Annotated in this window: 14 protein-coding genes and 1 tRNA gene; 4 read left to right on the top strand and 11 right to left on the bottom strand. The window is 71.1% G+C overall.

What is annotated here, in order from left to right; genetic code table 11:
- Positions 1 to 280 precede the first annotated feature (280 nt).
- The 3 genes from ABZV31_RS34175 to ABZV31_RS34165 all read left to right on the top strand — a co-directional run bounded on the left by ABZV31_RS34175 (position 281) and on the right by ABZV31_RS34165 (position 7,071).
- Positions 281 to 5,320 (top strand): ATP-dependent helicase, encoded by a 5,040-nt coding sequence (locus ABZV31_RS34175; RefSeq protein WP_355900735.1) that lies wholly within the window; start codon positions 281 to 283, stop codon positions 5,318 to 5,320.
- Positions 5,321 to 5,422: 102 nt separating this feature from the next.
- Positions 5,423 to 6,274: a DNA-formamidopyrimidine glycosylase family protein gene (locus ABZV31_RS34170; RefSeq protein WP_355900734.1), complete on the top strand. Its 852-nt coding sequence runs from the start codon at positions 5,423 to 5,425 to the stop codon at positions 6,272 to 6,274.
- A 32-nt stretch (positions 6,275 to 6,306) separates the two neighbouring features.
- The gene (locus ABZV31_RS34165; protein WP_355900733.1) at positions 6,307 to 7,071 is read left to right on the top strand and encodes an SDR family NAD(P)-dependent oxidoreductase; all 765 of its coding nucleotides are present in this window, start codon (positions 6,307 to 6,309) and stop codon (positions 7,069 to 7,071) included.
- Here ABZV31_RS34165 and ABZV31_RS34160 read toward each other — a convergent pair.
- The 9 genes from ABZV31_RS34160 to ABZV31_RS34120 form a co-directional block, all read right to left on the bottom strand.
- Positions 7,019 to 7,567, bottom strand: coding sequence for a hypothetical protein (locus ABZV31_RS34160; RefSeq protein ID WP_355900761.1), 549 nt, complete (start codon positions 7,565 to 7,567; stop codon positions 7,019 to 7,021). The genes ABZV31_RS34165 and ABZV31_RS34160 overlap by 53 nt on opposite strands.
- Positions 7,568 to 7,852: 285 nt before the next feature.
- Positions 7,853 to 8,227, bottom strand: a complete 375-nt coding sequence (locus ABZV31_RS34155; RefSeq protein WP_053666341.1) for a helix-turn-helix transcriptional regulator — start codon at positions 8,225 to 8,227, stop codon at positions 7,853 to 7,855.
- Positions 8,228 to 8,336: 109 nt separating this feature from the next.
- Positions 8,337 to 8,882 (bottom strand): CinA family protein, encoded by a 546-nt coding sequence (locus tag ABZV31_RS34150; protein ID WP_355900732.1) that lies wholly within the window; start codon positions 8,880 to 8,882, stop codon positions 8,337 to 8,339.
- Positions 8,879 to 9,778: a CDP-diacylglycerol--glycerol-3-phosphate 3-phosphatidyltransferase gene (gene pgsA, locus ABZV31_RS34145; protein ID WP_355900731.1), complete on the bottom strand. Its 900-nt coding sequence runs from the start codon at positions 9,776 to 9,778 to the stop codon at positions 8,879 to 8,881. The genes ABZV31_RS34150 and pgsA overlap by 4 nt, the downstream gene beginning before the upstream one ends.
- Positions 9,775 to 11,247: a 30S ribosomal protein S12 methylthiotransferase RimO gene (gene rimO, locus ABZV31_RS34140; protein ID WP_355900730.1), complete on the bottom strand. Its 1,473-nt coding sequence runs from the start codon at positions 11,245 to 11,247 to the stop codon at positions 9,775 to 9,777. The genes pgsA and rimO overlap by 4 nt, the downstream gene beginning before the upstream one ends.
- Positions 11,248 to 11,338: 91 nt before the next feature.
- The gene (locus ABZV31_RS34135) at positions 11,339 to 12,181 is read right to left on the bottom strand and encodes a RodZ domain-containing protein (RefSeq protein ID WP_355900729.1); all 843 of its coding nucleotides are present in this window, start codon (positions 12,179 to 12,181) and stop codon (positions 11,339 to 11,341) included.
- A gap of 280 nt (positions 12,182 to 12,461) precedes the next feature.
- Complete coding sequence (locus ABZV31_RS34130) at positions 12,462 to 15,218, bottom strand: DNA translocase FtsK (RefSeq protein ID WP_355900728.1); 2,757 nt, start codon at positions 15,216 to 15,218, stop codon at positions 12,462 to 12,464.
- Between the two features lie 437 nt (positions 15,219 to 15,655).
- On the bottom strand, positions 15,656 to 16,336 hold the full coding sequence (locus ABZV31_RS34125) for a response regulator (RefSeq protein ID WP_355900727.1): 681 nt from the start codon (positions 16,334 to 16,336) through the stop codon (positions 15,656 to 15,658).
- 204 nt (positions 16,337 to 16,540) lie between these two features.
- A complete protein-coding gene (locus tag ABZV31_RS34120; protein ID WP_355900726.1) occupies positions 16,541 to 22,042 on the bottom strand; it encodes a HAMP domain-containing protein in 5,502 nt (1,833 codons plus the stop codon).
- A gap of 377 nt (positions 22,043 to 22,419) precedes the next feature.
- Between ABZV31_RS34120 and ABZV31_RS34115 the strand changes: the two genes are divergently transcribed.
- On the top strand, positions 22,420 to 25,179 hold the full coding sequence (locus tag ABZV31_RS34115) for a SpoIIE family protein phosphatase (protein WP_355900725.1): 2,760 nt from the start codon (positions 22,420 to 22,422) through the stop codon (positions 25,177 to 25,179).
- Positions 25,180 to 25,231: 52 nt separating this feature from the next.
- Here ABZV31_RS34115 and ABZV31_RS34110 read toward each other — a convergent pair.
- Positions 25,232 to 25,307 (bottom strand) — tRNA-Thr (locus tag ABZV31_RS34110).
- Positions 25,308 to 25,405: 98 nt separating this feature from the next.
- Positions 25,406 to 26,068, bottom strand: a complete 663-nt coding sequence (locus ABZV31_RS34105; protein WP_355900756.1) for a DegT/DnrJ/EryC1/StrS family aminotransferase — start codon at positions 26,066 to 26,068, stop codon at positions 25,406 to 25,408.
- Positions 26,069 to 26,266: the final 198 nt, after the last annotated feature.

Raw genomic sequence — 26,266 nt, 5'->3', positions numbered from 1 at the left:
CCATTTTCCGCCACACCGAAGAAGCCCTTCCGCCGAGAGCCGGACCGCCCCACCGCGAAGAGCGGATGCCTGGATGGCGCACCTGGATGAAAGCCGCAGCCGCCGACGCACCGGGAACGGAGGTTGGCCACGACAAGATCCAAGTACGTCCGTCCGACGGCGGGCTCGGCGCGCGCCCAGCCCCGGCCCACCACGGACCCGGAGGCGCACCGGCGGCCAGCACCGGAGGCAAACGTCCAGGTCAGCGCACATTGTCAGTGCCCGGGTGCAGGATGGACGCATGGTCAGCTCCGCACACCGAGCCCTCGACGGCTTCTCCCCCGCGACCCGCGGCTGGTTCACGGGGGCCTTCTCCGCGCCCACCGCCGCCCAGGCGGGCGCGTGGCAGGCCATCAAAAAGGGCTCGGACGTGCTGGTGGTCGCCCCGACCGGCTCCGGCAAGACCCTGGCCGCCTTCCTCGCCGCCCTCGACCAGCTCGCCTCGACCCCACCCCCGGCCGACCCGAAGAAGCGCTGCCGCGTCCTGTACGTCTCCCCGCTCAAGGCCCTCGCCGTCGACGTCGAGCGCAACCTCCGCAGCCCCCTCACCGGCATCCGCCAGGAATCCGTCCGCCTGGGCCTGCCCGAGCCGGAGGTCAAGGTCGGCATCCGCTCCGGCGACACGCCGGCCGCCGAGCGCCGCGCCCTGTCCACCCGCCCGCCGGACATCCTGATCACCACCCCCGAGTCGCTGTTCCTGATGCTCACGTCGGCCGCGCGCGACGCGCTGACCGGCGTCGAGACGGTGATCCTGGACGAGGTGCACGCGGTCGCCGGCACCAAGCGCGGCGCGCACCTCGCGCTCTCCCTGGAGCGGCTGGACGAGCTGCTGCCGAAGCCGGCCCGCCGCATCGGCCTGTCCGCGACCGTCCGCCCGGTCGACGAGGTCGCCCGCTACCTGTCGCCCCGCCGCAAGGTGGAGATCGTCCAGCCCGAGTCCGGCAAGGAGTTCGACCTTTCGGTCGTCGTCCCGGTCGAGGACCTGGGCGAACTGGGCGGCTCCCCGGTCGCCGACGGCAACGACGGCGCGGAGCGGCCGTCGATCTGGCCGCACGTCGAGGAGCGGATCACCGACCTGGTCCAGGCCCACCGCTCGACGATCGTCTTCGCCAACTCCCGCCGCCTCGCGGAGCGCCTGTGCAACCGGCTCAACGAGATCGCGTACGAGCGGACGACCGGCGAGAGCCTGGACGAACACCACTCACCCGCCGAACTCATGGGCGGCTCCGGCGCAGCTCACGGCGCACCCCCGGTCATCGCCCGCGCCCACCACGGCTCGGTCTCCAAGGAGCAGCGCGCCCTGGTCGAGGAGGACCTGAAGGCGGGCCGTCTGCCCGCCGTGGTGGCGACCTCCAGCCTGGAGCTGGGCATCGACATGGGCGCGGTGGACCTGGTGGTGCAGGTCGAGTCCCCGCCCTCCGTCGCCTCCGGCCTCCAGCGCGTCGGCCGCGCGGGACACCAGGTCGGCGCGGTCTCCACCGGCGTGGTCTTCCCGAAGTACCGCGGCGACCTCGTCCAGGCCGCCGTGGTCACCGAGCGGATGCGCTCCGGTGCCATCGAGGCCCTGAAGGTGCCCACCAACCCGCTGGACGTGCTCGCCCAGCAGCTCGTCGCGATGACGGCGATGGACACCTGGCAGGTCGACGACCTGCTCGCCATGGTTCGCCGGGCCGCGCCGTTCGCCTCGCTGCCGGAGTCGGCGTTCACGGCCGTGCTCGACATGCTCGCGGGCCGGTACCCGTCCGACGCGTTCGCGGAGCTGCGCCCGCGCGTGGTGTGGGACCGCGTGACCGGCACCGTCACCGGCCGTCCCGGCGCGCAGCGCCTCGCCGTCACCTCTGGGGGCACGATCCCCGACCGCGGTCTCTTCGGGGTCTTCCTCGCCGGTGCCGACCCGAAGAAGGGCGGCGGCCGGGTCGGCGAGCTGGACGAGGAGATGGTCTACGAGTCCCGCGTCGGCGACGTCTTCACGCTCGGCACGAGCTCGTGGCGCATCGAGGACATCACGCGCGACCGTGTCCTGGTCTCCCCCGCGCCGGGCGTACCGGGCCGACTGCCCTTCTGGAAGGGCGACCAGCTGGGCCGCCCGCTGGAGCTGGGCCGCGCGGTGGGCGCGTTCCTGCGCGAGGTCGGCTCACTGTCCAAGGAGGACGCCCGCCTGCGCCTGCTGGCCGCCGGCCTCGACGCGTGGGCCGCGGACAACGTCCTGTCGTACCTGGACGAGCAGCGCGAGGCCTGCGGTCACGTCCCGGACGACCGCACGATCGTCGTGGAGCGTTTCCGCGACGAGCTGGGCGACTGGCGGGTCGTCGTGCACTCCCCCTTCGGCGCCCAGGTGCACGCCCCGTGGGCGCTGGCGCTCGGCGCCCGCCTGTCCGAGCGCTACGGCATGGACGCGCAGGTCATGCATGCCGACGACGGCATCGTGCTGCGCCTGCCCGACGCCGACCTGATGGGCCTGGACCTGCTGGACCAGGAGCCCATGAAGGCGGGCAGGGAGTACGACGCCGACCAGGCGCCCGTCGGCGCAGCGGACGTCGCCTTCGACAAGGGCGAGATCGATCAGATCGTCACCGACCAGGTCGGCGGCTCGGCCCTGTTCGCCTCCCGTTTCCGCGAGTGCGCCGCCCGCGCCCTGCTGCTGCCGCGCCGCAACCCCGGCAAGCGCACCCCGCTGTGGCAACAGCGCCAGCGCGCGGCCCAACTGCTTCAGGTGGCCAGCGAGTTCGGATCGTTCCCGATCATCCTGGAGGCGGTCCGCGAATGCCTCCAGGACGTCTTCGACGTGCCCGGTCTCGTCGAGCTGATGGGGGACATCGAGTCCCGCAAGGTGCGCCTGGTCGAGGTCACCACGCCGGAGCCGTCCCCCTTCGCCCGCTCCCTGCTCTTCGGGTACGTGGCCCAGTTCCTGTACGAGGGCGACTCGCCGCTCGCCGAGCGCCGCGCCGCCGCGCTGTCCCTGGACTCGCGGCTGCTGGCCGAGCTGCTGGGCCAGGCGGAGCTGCGCGAACTGCTGGACGCCGAGGTGCTGGTCGAGCTGGAGCGGGAGCTCCAGTGGCTGACCGAGGACCGCCGCATCAAGGACGCCGAAGGCGTCGCGGACGTGCTGCGCCTGCTCGGCCCGCTCACGGACGCCGAGCTGGCCGAGCGGGGCGCCGAGCCGGAATGGGCGCAGGAGCTGGCCGCCGCCCGCCGGGCCATTCGGGTCCGGATCGCCGGGGCCGAGCACTGGGCCGCGATCGAGGACGCGGGCCGTCTGCGCGACGCGCTCGGCACGGCACTGCCGGTGGGCGTGCCGGAGGCGTTCACCGAACCGGTGAAGGACCCGCTGGGCGACCTGCTGGCGCGCTACGCCCGCACCCACGGCCCGTTCACGTCGGCCACGGCCGCGGCCCGCTTCGGCCTGGGCGTGGCGGTCACGGAGGGCGCGTTGCAGCGGCTCGCCGCGAACGGCCGTGTGGTCCAAGGGGAGTTCCATCCGGCGGGCATCGGCCAGGAGTGGTGCGACGCGGCGGTGCTGCGCCGACTGCGCCGCCGTTCCCTGGCTGCGCTGCGGCACGAGCTGGAGCCGGTGCCGCCGGCCGCGCTGGCGCAGTTCCTCCCTCAGTGGCAGCACATCGGCAAGGGCCACAGCCTGCGCGGCATCGACGGACTGATGCGCGCCGTCGAGCAGTTGCAGGGCGCGTCCGTGCCCGCCTCCGCGCTGGAGAAGCTGGTCCTGCCATCCCGCGTGGTCAACTACACCCCGTCGATGCTCGACGAACTCACCGCTGCCGGTGAGGTGGTGTGGGCGGGTGCGGGCGCGCTGCCCGGAAAGGACGGCTGGGTCTCCCTGTACCTGGCGGACGCGGCCCCGCTGCTCCCGCCGCCGCCGCACCCGCTGGAGCTGACAGCGCTCCACCAGTCCGTCCTCGACGCCCTCTCCGGCGGCTACGGCCTGTTCTTCCGCCAGATCGCCGACCAGGTACGCGCCACCACCCACCCCGACGTCACCGATCCCCAACTCGCCGACGCCATCTGGGACCTGGCCTGGTCCGGACGGCTCACCAACGACACGCTCGCCCCGATGCGCTCCCTGCTGGGCTCGGGCCGCACCGCCGGTTCCACGGCCCACCGCGCCAAGCGCGCGGTCCCCCGCGGGCGCTACGGCTCGCTGACGGCCGCCGCCCGCCCGGTGTCCCGCAGCGGCCCGCCGACCGTCGCCGGCCGCTGGTCCCTGCTGCCCGGACGCGATCCCGACCTCACCGTGCGCGCCCATGCTCTGGCCCGCACGCTCCTCGACCGGCACGGCGTGGTGACCCGGGGTGCGGTGTCGGCGGAGGGGGTCGAGGGCGGCTTCTCGGCCGTGTACCGCATCCTGTCCGCCTTCGAGGAGAGCGGCCAGGCCCGCCGGGGCTACGTCGTGGAGGGGCTCGGCGCCGCCCAGTTCGCCATGGACGGCGCGGTCGACCGCCTGCGAGCAGTGGCCAACGCCCGCGAGCGGGGCGACGGCCTGCCGGGCCGGGACGGGGGGAACGGAGCCCGGGACGCTTTCGGCACCGCGGAGGCTTTCGGCATCCCCGACGGCTCCGCAGGCGGCGACTTCGTGTCTCCCGGCGGCTCCGACTCCCGCGGCTTGGAGTCATCCGGCACCTTCGACGGCTCCGGGTCCGCGGACGGTTTCGGAGCACCCGACGGCCGCGACCCGTCCCGCGACCGCGCCCACCAGGTCGTCTCCTGGGACGACGCCTCCGTCCCCTGGGACGGTACGGACACCCCGGCCTCCCCCGGCGACTACGTCTCCCCGCGCGACTTCGCCTCACCGGGCGCGGGCGGCCCCCGGGGCGGCGGCCCCTACGGCGCCGGCTACGGATTCGGCGATCGCCGCACCCGCACGTCCTCGACCGCCGACTCCCGAGCAGTCGTCCTCGCCGCTGCCGACCCCGCGAACGCCTACGGCGCCGCCCTGCCCTGGCCGGAGCCGCCGACCGGCGCGGGGCACAAGCCGGGGCGCAAGGCGGGCTCCCTGGTGGTGATCGTCGACGGCGAGCTGACGCTGTACATGGAGCGCGGCGGCAAGACGCTGCTGGCCTGGCCCGCCGACCCGGACGGGACGGCCACCGACGACCCGCGCCTCCGAGCGGCGGCAGAGGCCCTCGCCGCGGCCGCCCGCGCGGGCTCCCTCGGCACGGTCACGGTGGAGCGCATCAACGGCGCCTCGGCGCTGACGTCCCCCATCGGCACCCTCCTGGAAGGAGCAGGCTTCGTCGCGACCCCGCGCGGCCTGCGCCTGCGGGCGTGAAGAGGGCAGGCCTCCGCACGCCGCCTCCGCGGGCACGCACGGACGCACAGGGTCACCGTCCGGGGTACGCACGGCCCCACCCCACCGTGTCACCCTGGACCCATGCCCGAAGGTGACACGGTCTGGCAGACCGCGAGGCGGCTGCACGACGCCCTCGCCGGCAAGGTGCTCGTCCGCAGTGACTTCCGGGTGCCCAGGTACGCCACGGTGGACCTGACCGACCGTAGGGTCCTGGACGTCACCCCGCGTGGCAAACACCTGCTCACCCGCGTCGAGGGCGGCCTGACACTGCACTCGCACCTGCGGATGGAGGGTGCCTGGAAGGTGTACGGGAACGGCGAACGCTGGAGGGGCGGCCCGGCGCACCAGATCCGGGCGATCCTCGGCACCGCCGACCGCACAGCCGTCGGCTACCGCCTCCAGGTGCTGGAGCTCCTGCGCACCACCGACGAAGACCGCGCCGTCGGCCACCTCGGCCCCGACCTGCTGGGTCCGGACTGGGACCCCGACCGGGCCCTGGCCAACCTCCTCGCCGACCCCGCCCGCCCCCTCGGCGAGGCCCTGCTCGACCAGCGCAACCTCGCCGGCATCGGCAACATCTACAAGAGCGAGCTCTGCTTCCTGCTCGGCGCCACCCCGTGGCTCCCCGTCGGTGCCCTCCCCGCCGACCGCGCCGCGAAGCTGCCCGCCCTCGCCAAGAAGCTGCTGGAGGCCAACCGGGACCGCCTGGTCCGCAGCACCACCGGCCGCCGGGGCCAGGACCTGTTCGTGTACGGCCGCGCGCCCCGCCCCTGCCTGCGCTGCCACACGTCCGTCCGCGTGGCCGACCAGGGCGACGGCTCCCGGGAGCGCCCCACGTACTGGTGCCCGCGCTGCCAGACGGGCCCCGCCCCGGCGCCGGGCTCCCCCCGAACCCGGCGAACCCAGCAGACCCACCCCCGTCCGACCAATTGACGACCCGTCAGAGACGCTCGTACCGTCCCAGCATGCCCGTCAAGGCGTACGACCTCACCGGACGCACCGCTTTCGTCACCGGCGCCGCCGGAGGCATCGGCCGGGCTTCGGCCGTCCTGCTGGCCGAGGCGGGCGCGACGGTGCACTGCGCCGACCTCGACACGCAGGGCCTGCACGAGACGGCGGCCCTCATCAAGGACCACGGCGGCACCGCTGTCATCCACATCCTGGACGTCACCGACCGGGCACAGCTCAGACAGGCCGTCGAATCCTGTGCGCGCCTGGACGTGATGGCGGCGATCGCCGGGATCATGCACTGCAGCCCGGTCCTGGAGACCCGGGACGAGGACCTCGACCGGGTGCTGAACGTCAACTTCAAGGGCGTGCTGTACGCCTGCCAGGAGGCGGCCCGGCGGATGCTCGCCGACAACACCAGGGGCAGCATCGTCACCATGGCCTCGGGCGCCGTCGACACCGGCGGCCCTGGGCTGCTCTGCTATGGCGCGCCGAAGGCGGCCGTGGTCCAGCTGACGAAGACGCTGGCGACCGAGACGGGCCGGCGCGGGATCCGCGTCAACGCGGTCGCGCCGGGCTGGATCCGCACGCCCATGACCGACCGCCACGACGCCGAGGCCCAGGCGCACACCCAGGCGCTGATGGCGCGGATGCCACCGCTGGGCCGGGTCGGCGAGCCGGGGGACGTCGCCCACGCCGTGCTGCACCTCGCGTCCGACGCGTCGTCCTTCACGACGGGTCAGATCCTCCGCCCGAACGGCGGGGTGGCGATGCCTTGGTAGCGCCGAACGGCCAGCCTTCGCCGTCGACGGACGTTGGACCTCCGGTGTGGCCGAACGGCCATCCCCCGGAGTCGGCGAAGGACGATCCCCCGGAGTCGGCAAACGTCGCTCCCCCGGTGCCCAGGGGCGTCGACCCCCCGGTGCCGAGGGACGGCGATCCCCCCGTGCCGACGAAGGACGATCCGCCGGTGTCCTCGGGCGGCGGCGTCCCGATGGCCCTGTCGGCGGACGGCAGAGCTTCCGGGGCGCGGGCCACACCCCAGGCCCACCACCGGCGTCTCGTCCCCGCGGCCCCGGTCGCCTCCGCCTCCGCCTCCGCCTCCGCCTTCGCCTTCGGCACACAGTGCACCGGCAGCAGACTCAGCCCCCATCCCCCGGCCGCGACCGCCCCCTCCAGCAGCCCGGCGTCGTCCGTCAGCGCCAGCCGCAGCACGGCCCACCACCACACCGCTCCGAGCCCCAGAACGGCCCCCCAGCGCACTATCGGCCCCGCCATCGCACCCACCTCCAGCCCGACGCTAGAACACCGCCCTCAGGCACAGGAGGGCGCATCGAGGCACACGGAGGCAGCACCTTCACTTCTCAGCGCCGGTCACCCGAACGCAGCCCGTCCTCCACCATGACCGCACCACCGCATACCGGCAAACGGGCGCGCAAAAGACACCGGTCACCCCCCGTACAACGTCAAAACCCCGGCCGTACCTCTCCGGTCTTCCCGGAGAAACCCCGGCCGGGGCCTCGAGACGTAGAGGTCAGCTCACGCACTCATGCACGTGAGAGGTCACGCGGCGACCACGTCCACCGCTTCGGCGGGCGCCTTGATGGTCACCCGTTCCGGTGGCACGCCGGTCACCGACACGGAGCCCAGCATCGGACGAACCGGCGTGGGCACGGGCTCGGTGGCCGCAGCAGACTGGGCCAGCTCGGCGAGGGCGAGCTCGTCGCTCACTTCCCGCATGAGCTCGGACATCCGTACGTCCAGCGCGTCGCAGATGGCGGCGAGCAGCTCGGAGGAAGCCTCCTTCTGCCCCCGCTCCACCTCGGAGAGATAGCCGAGCGAGACTCGGGCGGACGAGGAGACTTCGCGCAGAGTACGGCCCTGGCGCTGGCGCTGCCGACGCAGCACGTCACCCAGCAGGCGACGGAGCAGAATCATCGGTGGCTCCCTCCTCGGACCGCGTAGCCGCATCCTTCACGCCCCACCGTACCGCCTCGCGCCGCGGCCGTGCGGGGAGCGATGTCGTGTTCACTCAGGGCTGCAAACATCAAAACCCCCCGTTCCGTTCCGTATCCTGTGCCCGCTCATTCCCGGTCTGTTCGCTCGCGAGCTGCTCGAGGAGCAGTGCGAGTACGCTCCGTACACTCTCCATACGAATTTCCGCCCGGCCGCCGTTCAACCGCAGCGAGGCCGTTTTCCCGCCACGGGCGGCGCCGGATTCCGTTGCGAAGGGCCCGTCCACGGCCACGAAGACCGTCCCGACGGGCTGTCCGTCCTGGGGGTCGGGGCCGGCGACTCCCGTGGTCGCGATGCCCCAGTCGGCCCTCAGCGCCTTCCGCGCTCCGGCCGCCATCTGGGCCGCGACCTGCGGATCCACCGCTCCGCGCTCGGCCAGCAGGGTGGCATCGACACCCAGCAGGTCGTGCTTGAGCTCGGTGGCGTAGGCGGTGACCGAACCGCGGAAGACCTTGGACGCCCCCGGCACCGAGGTAATCTCCGCCGCAACCAGGCCACCGGTCAGCGACTCGGCGACGGCGACCGTCTCGCCCCTCACCGTGAGTAGTCTCACGACTTCGGCGGCCGGGGAACTCACGCTTCCGACTCCTCCAACGCTGCCCTGCGCTCGGCGATTCCCCGCCTGCGCAGCACAATGGCCTGTCTCACATAGTCGAGCCCGGTCACCACGGTCAGGACGACCGCCACAGCCATGACCCAGAACCTCAGGGTGGCCAGCCATCCCGTCAGCGCCAGCACGTACATACCGACGGCCACGCCCTGCGTGAGCGTCTTGAGCTTGCCGCCGCGGCTCGCGGGGATGACGCCGTAGCGGATGACGAGGAAACGCAGGAGCGTGATCCCGAGTTCCCGGCCGAGGATCACGGCGGTCACCCACCAGGGCAGATCGCCAAGACCGGAGAGACAGATCAACGCCGCCCCCATGATCGCCTTGTCGGCGATGGGGTCGGCGATCTTCCCGAAGTCGGTGACGAGGTTGTAGGTCCGCGCCAGATGACCGTCGAACAGGTCGGTGATCATGGCGATGGCGAAGGCCGCCCAGGCGAGCGACCGCCACGCCGGGTCGTACCCGCCGTCGGCCAGCATCAGGGCCACGAAGCCCGGCACGAGAAGCAACCGGAGCATGGTCAGCAGATTGGCGACGTTCCACAGGCTGGCCTGGTCGACGGCGGCGGCCGCGATCTTCCCGCCGCGCGCGGGCTTGGCACCGCCCTCCGCACCACCGGAGTCACCGCCCAGCGCACCGGAACCGGAGCCCCCGCCCACCGCACCGGAACCGGAGTCCCCGCCGGCCGCGGGACCCGAACCGGCACGACCGGAGCCTGCTCCCGGCGCGCCTGGGCCCGTCGGCCCACCGCCCGCCGTCATCGAAGCGTCAGGACCCACGCCCCCGCCCGAAGCCCCAAGGCTGCCCGCGGCGGCCCCCTGCGTGCCGGAGGAGCCACCCGCCGCGGACGCCGGGACTCCGGTCATCTGCCCGCCTCCTCATGCCACCCGAGCGAGCCCTGGAGCGGCTCGGCCACCAGGTCGACACCTTCCGTACCGACCACCTTCGCCTCGACCATACGACCGACGCTCAGGCCCTCGCCGCTCGTGAGCAGCACCTGGCCGTCCGTCTCCGGCGCCTGGTGCGCGGCACGGCCGTACACGCCCTCCTCGGCGTCGACGGACTCGACGAGCACGCGCATTGTCTCGCCGATGCGCTCCTCGGCCCGCTGCGAGACGAGTTCCTCGGCCAGCCGGGAGACACGTGCCAGTCGCTCGGCGACGACGTCCTCGTCGAGCTTGTCGGCGAAGGTGGCCGCCTCCGTACCCTCCTCGTCGGAGTAGCCGAAGACGCCGATGGCGTCCAGCCGCGCGGCGTTCAGGAAGCGCTCGAGCTCGGCCAGGTCGGCCTCGGTCTCGCCGGGGAAGCCGACGATGAAGTTGGAGCGCACACCGGCCTCGGGGGCCTTGTTCCGGATGGTGTCGAGCAGCTCCAGGAAGCGGTCGGTGTCGCCGAAGCGGCGCATGGCGCGCAGCACGTCGGGCGCGGAGTGCTGGAAGGACAGGTCGAAGTAGGGGGCGACCTTCGGGGTGGAGGTCAGCACGTCGATCAGGCCGGGCCGCATCTCGGCCGGCTGGAGGTAGCTGACACGGACGCGCTCGATGCCGTCGACTTCGGCGAGCTCGGGCAGCAGGGACTCCAGCAGGCGGATGTCGCCCAAGTCCTTGCCGTAGGAGGTGTTGTTCTCGGAGACCAGCATGATCTCCTTGACGCCCTGCTCGGCCAGCCACCGCGTCTCGTTCAGCACGTCGCTCGGGCGGCGGGAGATGAAGGAGCCGCGGAAGGACGGGATGGCGCAGAAGGAGCAGCGCCGGTCGCAGCCGGAGGCGAGCTTGACGGAGGCGACCGGGGAGCCGTCCAGGCGGCGGCGCAGGGGCGCGCGGGGGCCGGACTGCGGGGCCAGGCCCTCGGGGAGGTCGGCGGGGGCGCCGTGTCCGGGCAGGGCGACGTCGGTCGCCGACTGCCGCTCGGCCGGGCTGATCGGCAGGAGCTTGCGCCGGTCGCGCGGGGTGTGCGCGGCGTGGATGCCGCCGTTCAGGATGGTCTGAAGGCGGTCGGAGATGTTCGCGTAGTCGTCGAAGCCGAGCACGCCGTCCGCTTCGGGGAGGGCCTCGGCGAGTTCCTTGCCGTACCGCTCGGCCATGCAGCCGACCGCCACCACCGCCTGTGTTCTGCCGTGCCCCTTGAGGTCGTTGGCCTCCAGGAGGGCGTCGACGGAGTCCTTCTTGGCGGCTTCCACAAAGCCACAGGTGTTGACCACGGCGACGTCCGCTTCCGCGGCGTCCTCCACGAGCTGCCAGCCGTCCGCCTCCAAACGGCCTGCGAGCTCCTCCGAGTCCACCTCGTTACGGGCGCAGCCGAGAGTGACGAGTGCGACGGTACGGCGTTCAGGCATGGGCTCAAGACTACTTCGTCCCGCTGACACCCCACGTCGACGGGGTTGGCCGATCTTGGCCAACCCCGTGTTGAAGTGCGCCCTCGGACGGTTATCCGACCTGGGGGTCGCCCTTCGTGTACGTGAGGCGTTCCACGGAGCCCGGCTGGAACTGGTCCTCGATCTTCTTGCCGTTGACGTAGAGCTGGATCGCGCCGGCGTCGCCGAGGATGAGGTCGATCTTGGAGCTGTCCTGGAAGGTCTTGGACTCGCCCTTCTTGAGGAGCCCGTCGAAGAGCATCCGGCCGTTGTGGTCCTTGGCCGAGATCCAGCTGCCCCCGCCCGCGGCGCTGACCTGGACGGTCACCTTGTCCTGCGGCGCGGCCGCGATGGCGCTGTCGGACGGCACGGGCTTGGGGTCGGCGGGCTTGCTGTTCTTCGGCGTGGGCGAGGCCGGCTTGCTGGTCGTGGGCGTGGACCCCTCGGCGACCTGTGTCTTGGCGCCGCTGCCGTTGTCCCCGCCCTTGAACGCCGTGAAGCCGACGAAGCCGACCACGGCGACGATCGCGGCGACCATGGCCGCGGTCCAGTTGGGCCCGCTCCGCTCGGGGCGGATACGTTCCGCCTCGAACAGCGGGGCGGCCGGGGTCGGGGCGGGGCGCCCGCCGTGCTCGGCGTCGTACTGCGCCAGCAGCGGGGCCGGATCGAGGTGCACGGCCTTGGCCAGGGTCCGGATGTGCCCACGGGCGTAGACGTCTCCGCCGCACGGAGCGAAGTTGTCGGCCTCGATGGCGTGCACGATGGCGATGCGGACCCGAGTGGCGCTGCTGACGTCGTCGACGGTCAGCCCGGCGGCGATCCGCGCCTGCTGCAGGGCACGGCCGATGGAGGGGCGGGCTTCCTCGGAAACGTCTTCGAACGGACGCTCGTCTTCAGGGGAGTTGCCGATGGACACGGGGGCGCCTTTCGAGCGTGTTGCCGCCTGTGCTGGACGTTCAGTCTAGGGGGGTGCGAAAGGGTGGAGCGACCCGGCGGTAGGACTTTGTACGCCATCGGAATGGCCGGACAATCCGATGGTGGGACCGGTATGAAACCCATGGTGGGACCCGCACCGGTCCTCTCGCTCAACTTGACGTATGCCCAAGGGAAACGGTTGCCCGCAGCTCCCTAACGGGTGGATCACGGTCTACACACCCGCCCGCAGTAAGCACATCCGCCGGACAGCCGTCTGCCTGCTACCCCTCAGACTCCCCTCGAATCACGGCCAGCACGCCGTCCAGGTCGTCAGGCTTCACAAGAACGTCACGCGCCTTGGACCCCTCGCTGGGACCGACGATGCCCCGGGACTCCATGAGGTCCATGAGCCGTCCGGCCTTGGCGAAGCCGACGCGCAGCTTGCGCTGGAGCATGGACGTCGATCCGAACTGCGTGGAGACGACCAGCTCGGCCGCCTGGCACAGCAGGTCGAGGTCGTCACCGATGTCCTCGTCGATCTCCTTCTTCTGCTTGGTGCCGACGACGACGTCGTCCCGGAAGACCGGCGTCATCTGGTCCTTGCAGTGCTGGACGACCGCCGCGACCTCCTCCTCGGTCACGAACGCGCCCTGCATGCGCACCGGCTTGTTCGCGCCCATCGGCAGGAACAACCCGTCGCCCTTGCCGATCAGCTTCTCCGCGCCGGGCTGGTCGAGGATGACACGCGAGTCGGCCAGCGAGGAGGTGGCGAAGGCGAGCCTCGAGGGCACGTTCGCCTTGATCAGACCGGTGACGACGTCGACGGACGGCCGCTGTGTGGCGAGCACCAGGTGGATGCCGGCGGCGCGCGCTAGCTGCGTGATGCGCACGATCGCGTCCTCGACGTCGCGCGGCGCGACCATCATGAGGTCGGCGAGCTCGTCGACGATCACCAGCAGGTAGGGGTAGGGCTGCAGCTCTCGCTCGCTGCCCTCGGGCGGCTTCACCTTGCCGCTGCGCACGGCCGCGTTGAAGTCGTCGATGTGCCGGAAGCCGTACGCGGCCAGGTCGTCGTAGCGCAGGTCCATCTCGCGTACGACCCACTGGAGCGCCTCGGCGGCCCGCTTGGGGTTGGTGATGATCGGGGTGATCAGGTGCGGGATGCCCTCGTACGCGGTGAGCTCGACCCGCTTGGGGTCGACGAGGACCATGCGCACGTCCTCCGGGGTCGCCCGCATCATGATCGAGGTGATCAGACAGTTGATGCAGGACGACTTGCCGGAGCCGGTGGCGCCGGCGACGAGGATGTGCGGCATCTTCGCGATGTTGGCCATCACGTAGCCGCCCTCGACGTCCTTGCCGAGCGCGACCAGCATCGGGTGGTCGTCCTCGGCGGCCTCTGCGAGGCGCAGCACGTCACCGAGGTTGACCATCTCCCGGTCGGTGTTCGGGATCTCGATGCCGACCGCGGACTTGCCGGGGATCGGGCTGATGATCCGCACGTCCGGGCTGGCGACGGCGTAGGCGATGTTCTTGGTGAGCGCGGTGATCCGCTCGACCTTCACGGCGGGGCCGAGCTCGACCTCGTAGCGGGTGACCGTCGGGCCGCGCGTGAAGCCGGTGACGCGGGCGTCGACCTTGAACTCGGTGAAGACGTTCGTGAGTGCGGCGACGATCGCGTCGTTGGCGGCGCTGCGCGCCTTGCCCGGGCCGCCGCGCTCCAGCAGGTCCAGCGAGGGCAGGGCGTAGGTGATGTCGCCGGACAGCTGGAGCTGCTCGGCGCGCGGCGGCAGGTCGCGGGTCTCGGCGGGCGGTCTCTTGGTGAGGTCGGCAACCCCCGCCGTCACCTTCTCCTGCTTGGGGCGTGCCGCCGGTCCGTCCTCCTTGGGACGTGCGGCCGGGCCATCCTGGTTGGGGCGCGCGGCCGGTACCGGGGTCGGGGTCGTCTCCACGCGGTCGCCCACGCTGACACCCTGGGTGAGGTCGGCGACGATCGGCGACGGCGGCATGCCGTGCAGGACCGCGCCGTCGAGCGCGGCAGCAGCGGCCGCGGCGACGTCCACGGCGTCCATCTGCCGCTCCATGTCGGGCTGCGGCACGGCCGAACGCCGGGGGCGGCCACGGCGCTTGGAGAGGGCCTCCTGCTCCGCGTTGTCGGGGTCGTACGCCTGGGGAGCGCTCTGGCGCCTGCGGGGGCGCGCGGGCAGCGCCTCGCGCCACTGCTCCTCGTAGCGCTCCTCGTCGTCGGTGAGCTCGTCCTCCTCCGGGTCGGGGAGGATGCCGAGCTTCACACCGAGCAGCCGCAGCCGCTGCGGGATGGCGTTGACCGGGGTGGCGGTGACGACCAGCAGGCCGAAGACCGTGAGCAGCACCAGCAGCGGTACGGCCAGGACCTCGCCCATGGAGTACGTCAGCGGGGTCGCCGCGCCCCAGCCGATGAGGCCGCCAGCGTCCCTTATGGCCTGCATGCCGTCGCTGCGGGCGGGCGAGCCGCAGGCGATGTGGACCTGGCCGAGCACGCCGACGACGAGCGCGGACAGGCCGATGACGATACGGCCGTTGGCCTCGGGCTGCTCGGGGTGCCGGATGAAGCGCACGGCGATGACCGCGAGCAGGACGGGCACGAGCAGGTCCAGGCGGCCGAAGGCGCCGGTCACCAGGATCTCGACCAGGTCGCCGACGGGGCCGCGCAGATCGGCCCAGGTGCCGGCGGCGACGATCAGGGCAACGGCGAGCAGCAGCAGGGCGATGCCGTCCTTGCGGTGCGCCGGGTCCAGGTTCCTGGCCCCTTGCCCTATGCCGCGGAACACCGCGCCGACGGCGTGCGCCAGGCCGAGCCAGAGGGCGCGCACGAGCCGGTAGATGCCTCCGGTGGGGCTCGGCGCCGGTTTGGGCGCGGCCGTCCTGGCCGCGGCCTTCTTGGCGGGCGTCTTCTTCGCCGGAGCCTTCTTCGCAGCGGCCTTCTTCGCCGGAGCCTTCGCGGGAGCGGCCGCCTTCTTCGCGGGCTGCTTCTTGGCTGCGGAGGGACGTGAGGCCATGGGTGTGAGATTACCGGTGGAGACGACAGCGGACACGTGTGCCCACTGCTTCACCCTTTCGTGTCGCCCTTACCGGAGCACGGAACTGACGCTGACTCATGGACGCAGCCCCGGGGATCGGCCCGTACACCGGACTCGACGTGCACGTGCGTAGCGGACGGCAATGCGCGGATTCGCGCCGCGTGCGGAGGCCCAACACGCCTCAGGCGTGGCCGAGATCTGTCACGTCCCCCGCCTCGACGGCACATCCACCGGGCAGCGACACCGCGGCATCCACACCGCCGCGGACCCGCCGGACGCGGGGGAAGTCCGGCCAAGGCGTCGCTGCGCGCCCGCGCCCTGGTCGTCGTCGACGGCCACGGCGCGGCGCCGGCACGCGGCCCGCCCGTCAGCCGCCCAGCCCCGGCGCGCGTCTCCCAATCAGGGGCCGTCCCTGCTCAGTTCTGCGAGGAAACCGAGGAAGCGCTCCCCGTCCCCGGCTCGAGCGCGTCCAGCGCCCGCCGTAGCCCGGTCAGTTTGCGCTCGAGGTGCGCTGCCGTGGCCACCGCTGCCGCGTCCGCGGACTCGTCGTCGAGCTGCTTGGAGAGGGCCTCTGCCTGCTCCTCGACGGCCGCGAGGCGCGCGGACAGCTCGGCGAGCAGGCCGGCCGACTCCTTGCCCTCGCCGACGCCGCTCTTGCCCCCGCCCTCCAGCTGGAGCCGCAGCAGGGCCGCCTGCTCCTTCAGCTGGCAGTTCTTCATGTACAAGTCCACGAAGACGGAGACCTTCGCGCGCAGCACCCACGGGTCGAACGGCTTGGAGATGTAGTCGACCGCGCCCGCCGCATAGCCCCGGAAGGTGTGGTGCGGGCCGTGGTTGATCGCGGTGAGGAAGATGATCGGGATGTCCCGGGTCCTCTCCCGCCGCTTGATGTGCGCGGCCGTTTCGAAACCGTCCATCCCTGGCATCTGGACGTCCAGCAGAATGACCGCGAAGTCGTCCGTGAGCAGTGCTTTGAGCGCTTCCTCCCCGGACGATGCCCGCACCAGCGTCTGATCCAGCGCAGAGAGGATGGCCTCCAGCGCCAACAGATTCTCCGGCCGGTCATCGACCAGGAGGATCTTGGCCTTCTGCACCATGGCCCGCCCTCCTCGCCCCGGCTTGGGGCCACCCCTGTCCGCAGGACCCGGGGAGGCACCGGCGGGTGCCGCCCCAGGGGACGACTCCCTTGCGCCGCCCGTCCTTGTGCCGGTCATCGTAGCCGCACCCTGCCTGTCGCCACACCCTGTCACCGCGATGTCACTGTGCACGTAGCAGAAACGTAGCGGGTGAACATCTACGGTTCACCCTTCCCGCATCCACTGCTCCATCACCGACAACAGGTGGTCGGGATCGACCGGCTTCGTCACGTAGTCGGAGGCACCCGACTCGATCGCCTTCTCCCGGTCGCCCTTCATCGCCTTCGCGGTCAGCGCGATGATCGGGAGCCCGGCGAACTGCGGCATCCTACGGATCGCCGTGGTCGTCGCATACCCGTCCATCTCAGGCATCATGATGTCCATCAGCACGACCGCCACGTCGTCGTGCTGCTCGAGGACCTCAATGCCCTCGCGGCCGTTCTCCGCGTACAGCACGGACAGGCCGTGCTGCTCCAGGACGCTGGTCAGGGCGAAGACGTTGCGGATGTCGTCGTCGACGATGAGCACCTTCTCGCCGCCGAACCGGACGTCGCGATGCCTGTGCGGCGCCGCGTCCTGCTCGCCGGCCGCCCACTGCTCCGGCACCGGCTGTCCCTGCTGCGCGGGCCGCTGGTCGGCGGCGGGCAGGGCCTTGCGGCGGCGCCGGAACAGCGCGGCGGGGCCATTCTGCGTCTCCTGGTACGACTTCACCTCGGCCGGCGTCTCGATCTCCGCGGCGGACAGCTCGGACAGGTCGGACAGATGCGACTCAGAGGCGGCGATCAGCTCGTCGTCGTCCAGGGCGGACCCGGGCTGCTGATAGCCGTGCGGCGGCAGTTCGCCCGGGTGCAGCGGCAGGTACAGGGTGAACGTCGAGCCGCGGCCCGGCTCGCTCTGCGCGTGGATCTCGCCGCCGAGCAGCTGGGCGATCTCCCGCGAGATGGACAGCCCCAGGCCCGTACCGCCGTACTTGCGGCTCGTGGTGCCGTCGGCCTGCTTGAACGCCTCGAAGATCACCCGCATCTTGCTGGCCGCGATGCCGATACCGGTGTCGGTGACGGAGAACGCGATCATCTCCGCGTCCGGATCGGTCAGCGAACCGGTCTCCAGCAACTGCTCCCGGATCGCCTGCGGGACGTCCCCCCGCGCGGGACGGATGACCAGCTCCACCGACCCGGAGTCGGTGAACTTCACCGCGTTGGACAGCAGGTTGCGCAGCACCTGCAGCAGCCGCTGCTCGTCGGTGTGCAGCGTGGCGGGCAGCTCCGGCGACACCCGTACGGACAGATCCAGGCCCTTTTCCGCGGTCAGCGGCCGGAAGGTGGCCTCCACGTAGTCGATGAGCTGGACGAGCGCGATGCGCGTCGGGGAGACGTCCATCTTGCCCGCCTCGACCTTCGACAGGTCGAGGATGTCGTTGATCAGCTGCAGCAGGTCGGAGCCGGCGCCGTGGATCGTCTCGGCGAACTCCACCTGCTTCGGGGAGAGGTTGCCCTCGGCGTTGTCGGCGAGCAACTTGGCCAGGATCAGTAGCGAGTTGAGCGGCGTACGCAGCTCGTGGGACATGTTGGCCAGGAACTCGCTGCGGTAGCGCATGGAGACCGCGAGCTGTTCGGCGCGTTCCTCCAGGACCTGCCGCGCCTCCTCGATCTCGGAGTTCTTCGCCTCGATGTCGCGGTTCTGCTGGGCCAGCAGCTCGGCCTTCTCCTCCAGTTCGGCGTTGGACGCCTGGAGGGCCTTCTGCCGCTGCTCCAACTCCTCAGAACGCAGGCGGAGTTGCTCGGTCAGCTCCTGCGACTGCTTCAGCAGCTGCTCGGTCTTGGTGTTGACGGAGATGGTGTTGACGCTGGTGGCAATCATCTCCGCGATCTGGTTGAGGAAGTCCTTCTGGATCTGAGTGAACGGCGTGAAGGACGCCAGCTCGATGACGCCGAGCACCTTCCCCTCGAACAGCACCGGCAGCACGATCACCTGCGCGGGCGGCGCCTCGCCGAGCCCGGAGGAGATCTTCAGATAGCCGCTGGGCGCGTTCTCCACGAGGATCGTGCGCTTCTCCTGGGCGGCCGTCCCGATGAGCGCCTCACCCGGCCGGAACGACGTCGGCATGGAGCCCATCGAGTAGCCGTACGATCCGAGCATCCGCAGCTCGTACTGGTCCTCGCTGTCGGCGCTGAGGTCCTTGCCGTCGAGGAGCGGCATCGCCACGAAGAACGCGCCGTGCTGCGCGGAGACCACCGGCGTCAGCTCGCTCATGATCAGCGAGGCCACGTCCTCCAGGTCGCGGCGGCCCTGCATCAGCGCCGAGATGCGGGCGAGGTTGCCCTTGAGCCAGTCCTGCTCCTTGTTGGCGATCGTGGTGTCGCGCAGGTTGGCGATCATCTTGTTGATGTAGTCCTGCAGTTCCTGGATCTCGCCGGAGGCGTCGACGTCGATCTTCAGGTTCAGGTCGCCGCGGGTCACCGCGGTCGCCACGCGCGCGATGGCACGCACCTGCCGGGTCAGGTTCCCGGCCATCTCGTTCACGGACTCGGTCAGGTCCCGCCAGGTGCCGTCGACGTCCCGCACGCGTGCCTGTCCGCCCAGCTGTCCCTCCGTGCCCACCTCGCGGGCCACGCGCGTGACCTCCTCGGCGAAGGAGGACAGCTGGTCGACCATCGTGTTGATGGTGGTCTTCAGCTCCAGGATCTCGCCGCGCGCGTCGATGTCGATCTTCTTGGTCAGGTCGCCCTTGGCGATGGCGGTGGTGACCATGGCGATGTTGCGCACCTGGCCGGTCAGGTTGGACGCCATCTGGTTCACGGACTCGGTGAGGTCCTTCCAGGTACCGGCCACGCCCGGGACGTACGCCTGCCCGCCGAGGATGCCGTCCGTGCCCACCTCGCGGGCCACCTTGGTGACCTGGTCGGCGAACGAACTCAGCGTCTTGACCATGGTGTTGAAGGTGTCGGCGAGCTGCGCGACCTCGCCGCGCGCCTCGATCGTCACCGTCCGGGTCAGGTCGCCGTTGGCGACCGCGGCCGCGACCTGGGAGATGTTGCGCACCTGCATGGTCAGGTTGTTGGCCATCAGGTTGACGTTGTCGCTGAGGTCCTTCCAGATGCCCGTGACGCCGGGCACGTGCGCCTGCCCGCCGAGGATGCCCTCGGTGCCCACCTCGCGGGCGACCCGGGTCACCTGCTCGGCGAAGGACGACAGCTGGTCGACCATCGTGTTGACGGTGGTGACGAGTTCGAGGATCTCGCCCTTGGCGTCGACGGTGATCTTCTTGGACAGGTCACCCTTGGCGACCGCGGTCGTGACCTCGGCGATGTTGCGCACCTGGATGGTCAGGTTGTTCGCCATGAAGTTCACGGACTGCGTGAGGTCCTTCCAGGTGCCGGAGACGCCCTGGACCTCGGCCTGACCGCCGAGGATGCCCTCGGTGCCCACCTCGCGGGCCACGCGCGTGACCTCCTGGGCGAACGACGACAGCTGGTCGACCATCGTGTTCAGGGTGTTCTTCAGCTCCAGGATCTCCCCGCGCGCGTCCACGGTGATCTTCTGGGACAGGTCACCGCGGGCCACGGCGGTGGCGACTTGGGCGATGTTGCGCACCTGGGCGGTGAGGTTTCCGGCCATGCCGTTCACGGAGTCGGTCAGGTCCCGCCACACACCGGCGACGCCGTCCACGCGGGCCTGACCGCCCAGGCGGCCCTCCGTGCCCACCTCGCGGGCGACCCTGGTGACCTGGTCGGCGAAGGCGGAGAGCTGGTCGACCATCGTGTTGATGGTGTTCTTCAGCTCCAGGATCTCACCGCGCGCGTCGACGTCGATCTTCTGCGAGAGGTCACCGCGGGCCACCGCCGTCGTCACCTGGGCGATCTGCCGCACCTGGGAGGTGAGGTTGCCCGCCATGAAGTTGACGGAGTCGGTGAGTTCCTTCCACGTACCGGACACGCCGTCCACGCGGGCCTGACCGCCGAGGCGGCCCTCGGTGCCCACGTCCCGGGCCATGCGGGTCACCTGGTCGGCGAAGGACGACAGTTGGTCCACCATCGTGTTCACGGTGTTCTTCAGCTGGAGCATCTCGCCGGAGACGTCCACGGTGACCTTCTGGGACAGGTCACCGTTGGCCACGGCCGTCGTCACCTGGGCGATGTTCCTCACCTGTCCGGTGAGGTTGCGGAACGCGGTGTTGACGGAGTCCGTCAGGTCCTTCCACGTACCGGCCGCGCCCGGCACCTGCGCCTGCCCGCCCAACTCGCCCTCGACGCCGATCTCCCGCGCCACGCGCGTGACCTCGGCACCGAAGGACGACAGCTGGTCGACCATGCCGTTGACGGTGTTCTTCAGTTCGAGCATCTCGCCGGCGACGTCGACGGTGACCTTCTGGGACAGGTCACCGTTGGCCACGGCCGTCGTCACGGCGGCGATGTCGCGCACCTGAGTGGTGAGGTTGCGGAAGACCGTGTTGACGGAGTCGGTGAGGTCCTTCCAGGTGCCGGCCGCACCGGGCACGTTCGCCTGTCCGCCGAGGCGGCCCTCGGCGCCGACCTCGTTGGCCACGCGCGTGACCTCGTCCGCGAAGATCCGCAGGGTCTCGGTCATCTGGTTGATCGTCTCGGCGAGCTGCGCGACCTCGCCCCGGGCCGGCACGGTCACCTTCTGCGACAGGTCGCCGTTGGCCACCGCGGTGGTGACCTGGGCGATGCCGCGCACCTGGGCGGTGAGGTTGCCGGCCATGAGGTTCACCGAATCGGTGAGTTCCTTCCACGTACCGGCGACGCCCGGGACGTGTGCCTGGCCGCCGAGGATGCCGTCGGTGCCCACCTCGCGGGCGACCCGCGTCACCTCGGAGGAGAAGGCGGAGAGCTGGTCGACCATCGTGTTGACGGTGTTCTTCAGCTCCAGCATCTCGCCTTCGACATGGACGGTGACCTTCCGCGACAGATCACCCTTGGCGACCGCCGTGGTCACCAGCGCGATGTCCCGCACCTGTGCCGTCAGCCGGTACGCCATCGTGTTGACCGAGTCCGTGAGGTCCTTCCACGAACCGGACATTCCACGCACCCGGGCCTGCCCGCCCAGCTTGCCCTCGGTGCCCACCTCACTGGCGACACGCGTGACCTCGTCGGTGAACGTCGACAGCTGGTCGACGAGGTTGTTGACGGTCCGTCCGACCTTGAGGAACTCACCGCGCAGCGGGTGCCCGGCCCCTTCCGGCGCCGGCGTCCTGAGTTCCATGCGGGGCGACAGGTCGCCCTCGGCGACCGCGGACAGCACCCGGCCGACTTCGGAGACGGGCCACGCGAGGTCGTCCACGAGCGCGTTCGAGGCGTCGATGGCGGCCGCCCAGGAGCCCTCGCAGGCGCCCGTCTCCAGCCGCTCGGTGAGTTTCCCCTCACGGCCCACCATGCGCCGCACCCGCGACAGCTCGCCCGTCAAATGAAGATTGCGGTCGGCCACCTCATTGAAGACCGCCGCAATCTCCGACATCACGCCGTCCCCGGACACCGTGAGCCGCTTTCGGAAATTCCCGTCACGCATCGCCACGAGAGCGGCCAGCAGTCGGTTGAGGGCGGCCGTGTCCACCACGGTGGTCCCGTTGGGCGTTTTGCGCTGGTTGTTCAGGGACTGTCCGCCTTTCGCGCGCGTCTTAGTGCCCCGCGTCGCTGCGCCAGACTCCACTGTGTCCCTCCCGCAGGGGTTGACCGTTACTGCTGTGCTCGGGTGGTACTGCTGCTCGGCGTACCAGTTACTGCTGCGTATTTCTGCCCGATGTAATCAGGCCACACGAAGGGCTGCTGCCCGCCGTCCAGAGAACACACTCAACCTGGCCGGACCTTCACCAGAAGCTTGCCCAGTGTTTCACCCCGCCCGGACCAGGCCATAACAGTTCGGCAGCTTTGCACATCGTCCGCACACCTCCGGGCGGAAACACTGGTGACCGGCATCCGCATGGACGGCGAAGGTAAGTAACCTTGCATGCGGCTGTCCAGCCGCGCCGTCCGTCCGGCCTGGGCGGTGGCACGGGAACGAGCGGGCATCGGAGGGCGGCCGCACACATGACCACCGGAGTGATCCCGGGGGGACAGCCCCCGGAGCCACGGCCAACGGACTCGCAGCTGCCCGATCAGCGGCACGAGCCGGTCGGCCCAGGAGCCCTGCACGTCGACAACAGGACGAGGAGTGCTGTGATCACCGCGCGCGCGGCCGCCAGCTTCGAGCCCGTCGGGCGATCGGTCGCGACCGCCCGGTCCTTCGTCCGCGACACCCTCCAGGGGTGGGGGTTCGGCGACATCGTCGACGACGCCGTGGTCCTCACGAGCGAACTGGTGACCAACGCCGTCGTGCACGCGGGCACGGCTGCCGACGTTCTGTGCCTGCGCAGTGACGACGGGGTTCGGATCGAGGTCTCCGACCGCTATCCGGAGCGCGAGATCCCGCTCCAGAGCTCGGCGGTCAACATGGGCAGCCTCGACCGTGAGGGCGGCCGCGGCCTCCAGTTGTGCGCGGCCCTGGCCGGCCGCTGGGGCGTGGAGTACACGCCCACGCACAAGAACGTCTGGTTCCAACTCGACCTGCCCGAGCGCCCGGTCGGCACCCGCACCGCGGGCCCTTCCCTGCCCGCCGACCTCCTCCCGCTCGCCGACGGCCGGGTCCGCGTGGCCGTCGTCCAGATCGACCGCAGCGGCTCCATCACGGCCTGGAACGAGGACGCCGAGGAGCTGTTCGGCTACGCCGCAGAACAGGTCACCGGCAAACCGCTGACCGACCTCGCGGCCTGGCCGCACACCCCGGGCACCAGCACGGGCATCGCGGAAGCGCTCCAACTCTCGCGCTGGGAGGGCAGTTACGGCATCCGCGGCGACCACGGCCGCGTCATCCCCGTGTACGCCTCCCACCTGCGTGTCCGCGACACTGGCGGCGAGCCGTCGACGGTCTGCCTGCTTGTACGGGACCACGAACGGGCCGTCCTGCAGACGCCGTTGCGGATCCCGGCATCCTCCTCCGACGCGAGCAGTGCTTCCGAGGGCCAGAGCACCGACCCCTTCGAGGTCTTCATCGGCTCCCCGGCCCCCGCCGACCTCGACGGCCTCCTGCAGCGCACGGTGGAGCGCGCCCGCGACATGCTCGACGGCGACGCCGCCTTCCTGCTCCTCGCGACCGACGACGAGACGGAGCTGGAGGTCCGCGCCTCCACCGGCCTGCCCTCCGCCCGCCAGCGCTTCGCCCGCGTCCCCGTGGAGGCGGGCCCCGGCCGCTACGGCTCGGTCCGCATGCCGGCCGTCCACGAAGACCTCACCGCCGTCCCCGGCGCCGTACCCCTCCTCAACGGCACGGGCATGCGCTCGGTCGTCACGGTCCCGCTGAAGGTCGAGGGCCGCCTCACCGGCTCCCTCGGCGTCGCCGCGGAGGCCCCCGGCAGATACTCCAACGAGGAGGCGCTGCGCCTGCAGTTCGCCGCCGACCGCATCGCCCTGGCCGTCGAGTCGGCCCGCCTCGGCGAGCTGGAGCGTCTGCGCCGCGGCTCCCTGAGCTTCCTCGTCGAGGCCTCCGACCTGCTGGCCGGCACCCTGGACCGCGACCAGACGCTCGCCCTGATGGCCCAGATGACCGTCCCGACCCTGGCCACCTGGTGTGCTGTCTACACGATCGCCGACCAGGCCTCGGAGCCCTACCTGTCGTACGTCCTGCACGAGGACGAGGAACTGATCGACGGCATCAAGTCCCTCCTGTCGAAGATCCCCCCGCCGGACCCGGTCCCCACCCCCGGCGCCCGCGTCTGGACCGCCCCCGGCGAGGCCGCCCACCAGGCGGCGCTGCGCACCTCCATGCGCAGCCTCAGCCTGGGCGACTCGCCCTACCGGGTCGGTACGACCATCGGTCCGACCCTCGCCACGGCCGGGGCGGTCGGCGGCGAGACGGTGGTCCTGCCGCTGGTCGCCCGCAACCGCGTCATCGGCATGCTGACCCTCGGCAAGCCCACCGACGAGCACTTCCGCCAGGAGATACTGGAACTGGCCGAGGACCTGAGCCGCCGCGCCGCGCTCGCCCTGGACAACGCCCGCCTGTACTCGGAGCGCACGGCCATCAGCCAGTCCCTCCAGCGCAGCCTCCTGCCGCCCGGTCTGCCGACCATCAAGGGCGTCGAGGTCGAGGTCATCTACCGCGCGGCCGGCGAGGGCAACGAGGTCGGCGGCGACTTCTACGACCTCTTCCCCATCCGCGACGGCGCGTACGGCTTCGCCATCGGCGACGTCTGCGGTACGGGCCCGGAGGCGGCGGCGGTCACGGGCCTGGCCCGGCACGCGCTCAGGCTGCTGGCCCGCGAGGGCTTCGGCGGTCCCGCGGTCCTGGAGCGCCTGAACTCCGCGATCCTCGACGAGGGCGCCCGCAGCCGCTTCCTGACGCTCCTGTACGGCGAGTTGTGGCCGCAGGAGGACGGCAGCGCAGTCCTGAAGGTGGTCTGCGCCGGCCACCCGCTGCCGCTGCGCCTGCGCCAGGACGGCACGGTCGAACCGGCCGCCGAGCCTCAGCCGCTCCTCGGCGTCATAGAGGACCTGGAGCTGTACGAGCAGACGGTCACGCTGGACCCGGGCGACGTCCTGCTGTGCGTCACGGACGGCGTCACCGAGCGCCGCGAAGGCACCCGCATGCTGGGCGACGACGGCCTCGCGGACGTCCTCACCACCTGTACGGGCCTGACGGCCGGCGCGGTGGCGGCTCGCATCATGCGCGCGGTGGAGCGTTTCGCGTCGGACGCGCCGTCCGACGACATGGCGATCCTGGCGATGCGGGTGCCGGAGGTCAGGAAGGACTGAGCCCGACGCGGATACGCGAAAGGCCCCACCCGCAAGGGTGGGGCCTATCTGCTGGAGCCCCCAAACGGAATCGAACCGTTGACCTTCTCCTTACCATGGAGACGCTCTGCCGACTGAGCTATAGGGGCCGGTCGTTTTTGCGAGGTTTCCCTCGCGGCAACGGAATAGATCATACCCCGAACAAAGCCGTGCTCCCAACCACGATCAGTCGGTCACGGCCGGTCGTTCAGAAGGCAGGCTGCAGCAGCCCGCCCAGCGCGTTGCACGCCGAAACGATGCGCTGCATCTGCCGCCTCGTCAACGAGGCGTCCACCGGCAGCGCGAGCGTCTCCTCCGCGGCCCGCTCGGTCTCCGGCAGGGACACGCACCGGCGGAACTCGGGCAGCCGGTGCACGGGCGTCTTCACCGGCACCCGGCACTCGACTCCCCTGGCGCGTATGGCGCGTGCGAAGGCGTCCCGGTCCGGCCTGCCGTTCCCCGGCACGCGCACCACGTACTGCTGATAGGTGTGCCCGTCACCGCCGTCGGGCGTGCGCACGCCCCTCAACTTCGCATCGAGATAGGCGGCCCGCTCCCTGCGCTGGGCAACCTCGTCGTACGGCGCCTCGGACTCCCCCTGCTCCAGCACCAGCAGCCCGTGCCGCTGCCCCACCCCGCGCAGTCGCCCGACGTCTGCCAACCGACCGAAGCGGTGTACGACAACGACGGCCACCGTCCGCGGAGTTACGGCCGCCTCGACGGCGGACACGTCGAGACAGTACGTCACCGGATCTATGTCGGCGAACACCGGCAGCGCGCCGACCTGGGTCACGGCCTCGGCGACTTCCACGTTCCCGAACGCCGGCACGACGACCTCGTCACCGACTCCAACGCCGGCGGCCCTGAGCAGTGCAGCAGTACCCATGCCGCGGATGCTGGTTGTGCAACGTGAACTTCAAGTGACGGCAAACAAAAAAGGGTTGGACCCGGAACCGAAGTTCGGGGTCCAACCCTCTCAAGATTTGTTCGGCGGCGTCCTACTCTCCCACAGAGTCCCCCCTGCAGTACCATCGGCGCTGTAAGGCTTAGCTTCCGGGTTCGGAATGTA

The sequence above is a fragment of the Streptomyces sp. NPDC005202 genome, assembly GCF_040608235.1.
Classification (GTDB): Bacteria; Actinomycetota; Actinomycetes; order Streptomycetales; family Streptomycetaceae; genus Streptomyces.
The sequence above is the reverse complement of the archived record's forward strand: the minus strand, read 5'-3'. Positions and strand labels throughout refer to the sequence as shown.

Coding starts and splice junctions, on each gene's coding strand:
- ABZV31_RS34175 (WP_355900735.1), top strand. CDS start 281: ATGGTCAGCTCCGCACACCGAGCCCTCGACGGCTTCTCCCCCGCGACC.
- ABZV31_RS34170 (WP_355900734.1), top strand. CDS start 5,423: ATGCCCGAAGGTGACACGGTCTGGCAGACCGCGAGGCGGCTGCACGAC.
- ABZV31_RS34165 (WP_355900733.1), top strand. CDS start 6,307: ATGCCCGTCAAGGCGTACGACCTCACCGGACGCACCGCTTTCGTCACC.
- ABZV31_RS34160 (WP_355900761.1), bottom strand. CDS start 7,567: ATGGCGGGGCCGATAGTGCGCTGGGGGGCCGTTCTGGGGCTCGGAGCG.
- ABZV31_RS34155 (WP_053666341.1), bottom strand. CDS start 8,227: ATGATTCTGCTCCGTCGCCTGCTGGGTGACGTGCTGCGTCGGCAGCGC.
- pgsA (WP_355900731.1), bottom strand. CDS start 9,778: ATGACCGGAGTCCCGGCGTCCGCGGCGGGTGGCTCCTCCGGCACGCAG.
- rimO (WP_355900730.1), bottom strand. CDS start 11,247: ATGCCTGAACGCCGTACCGTCGCACTCGTCACTCTCGGCTGCGCCCGT.
- ABZV31_RS34130 (WP_355900728.1), bottom strand. CDS start 15,218: ATGGCCTCACGTCCCTCCGCAGCCAAGAAGCAGCCCGCGAAGAAGGCG.
- ABZV31_RS34125 (WP_355900727.1), bottom strand. CDS start 16,336: ATGGTGCAGAAGGCCAAGATCCTCCTGGTCGATGACCGGCCGGAGAAT.
- ABZV31_RS34115 (WP_355900725.1), top strand. CDS start 22,420: ATGACCACCGGAGTGATCCCGGGGGGACAGCCCCCGGAGCCACGGCCA.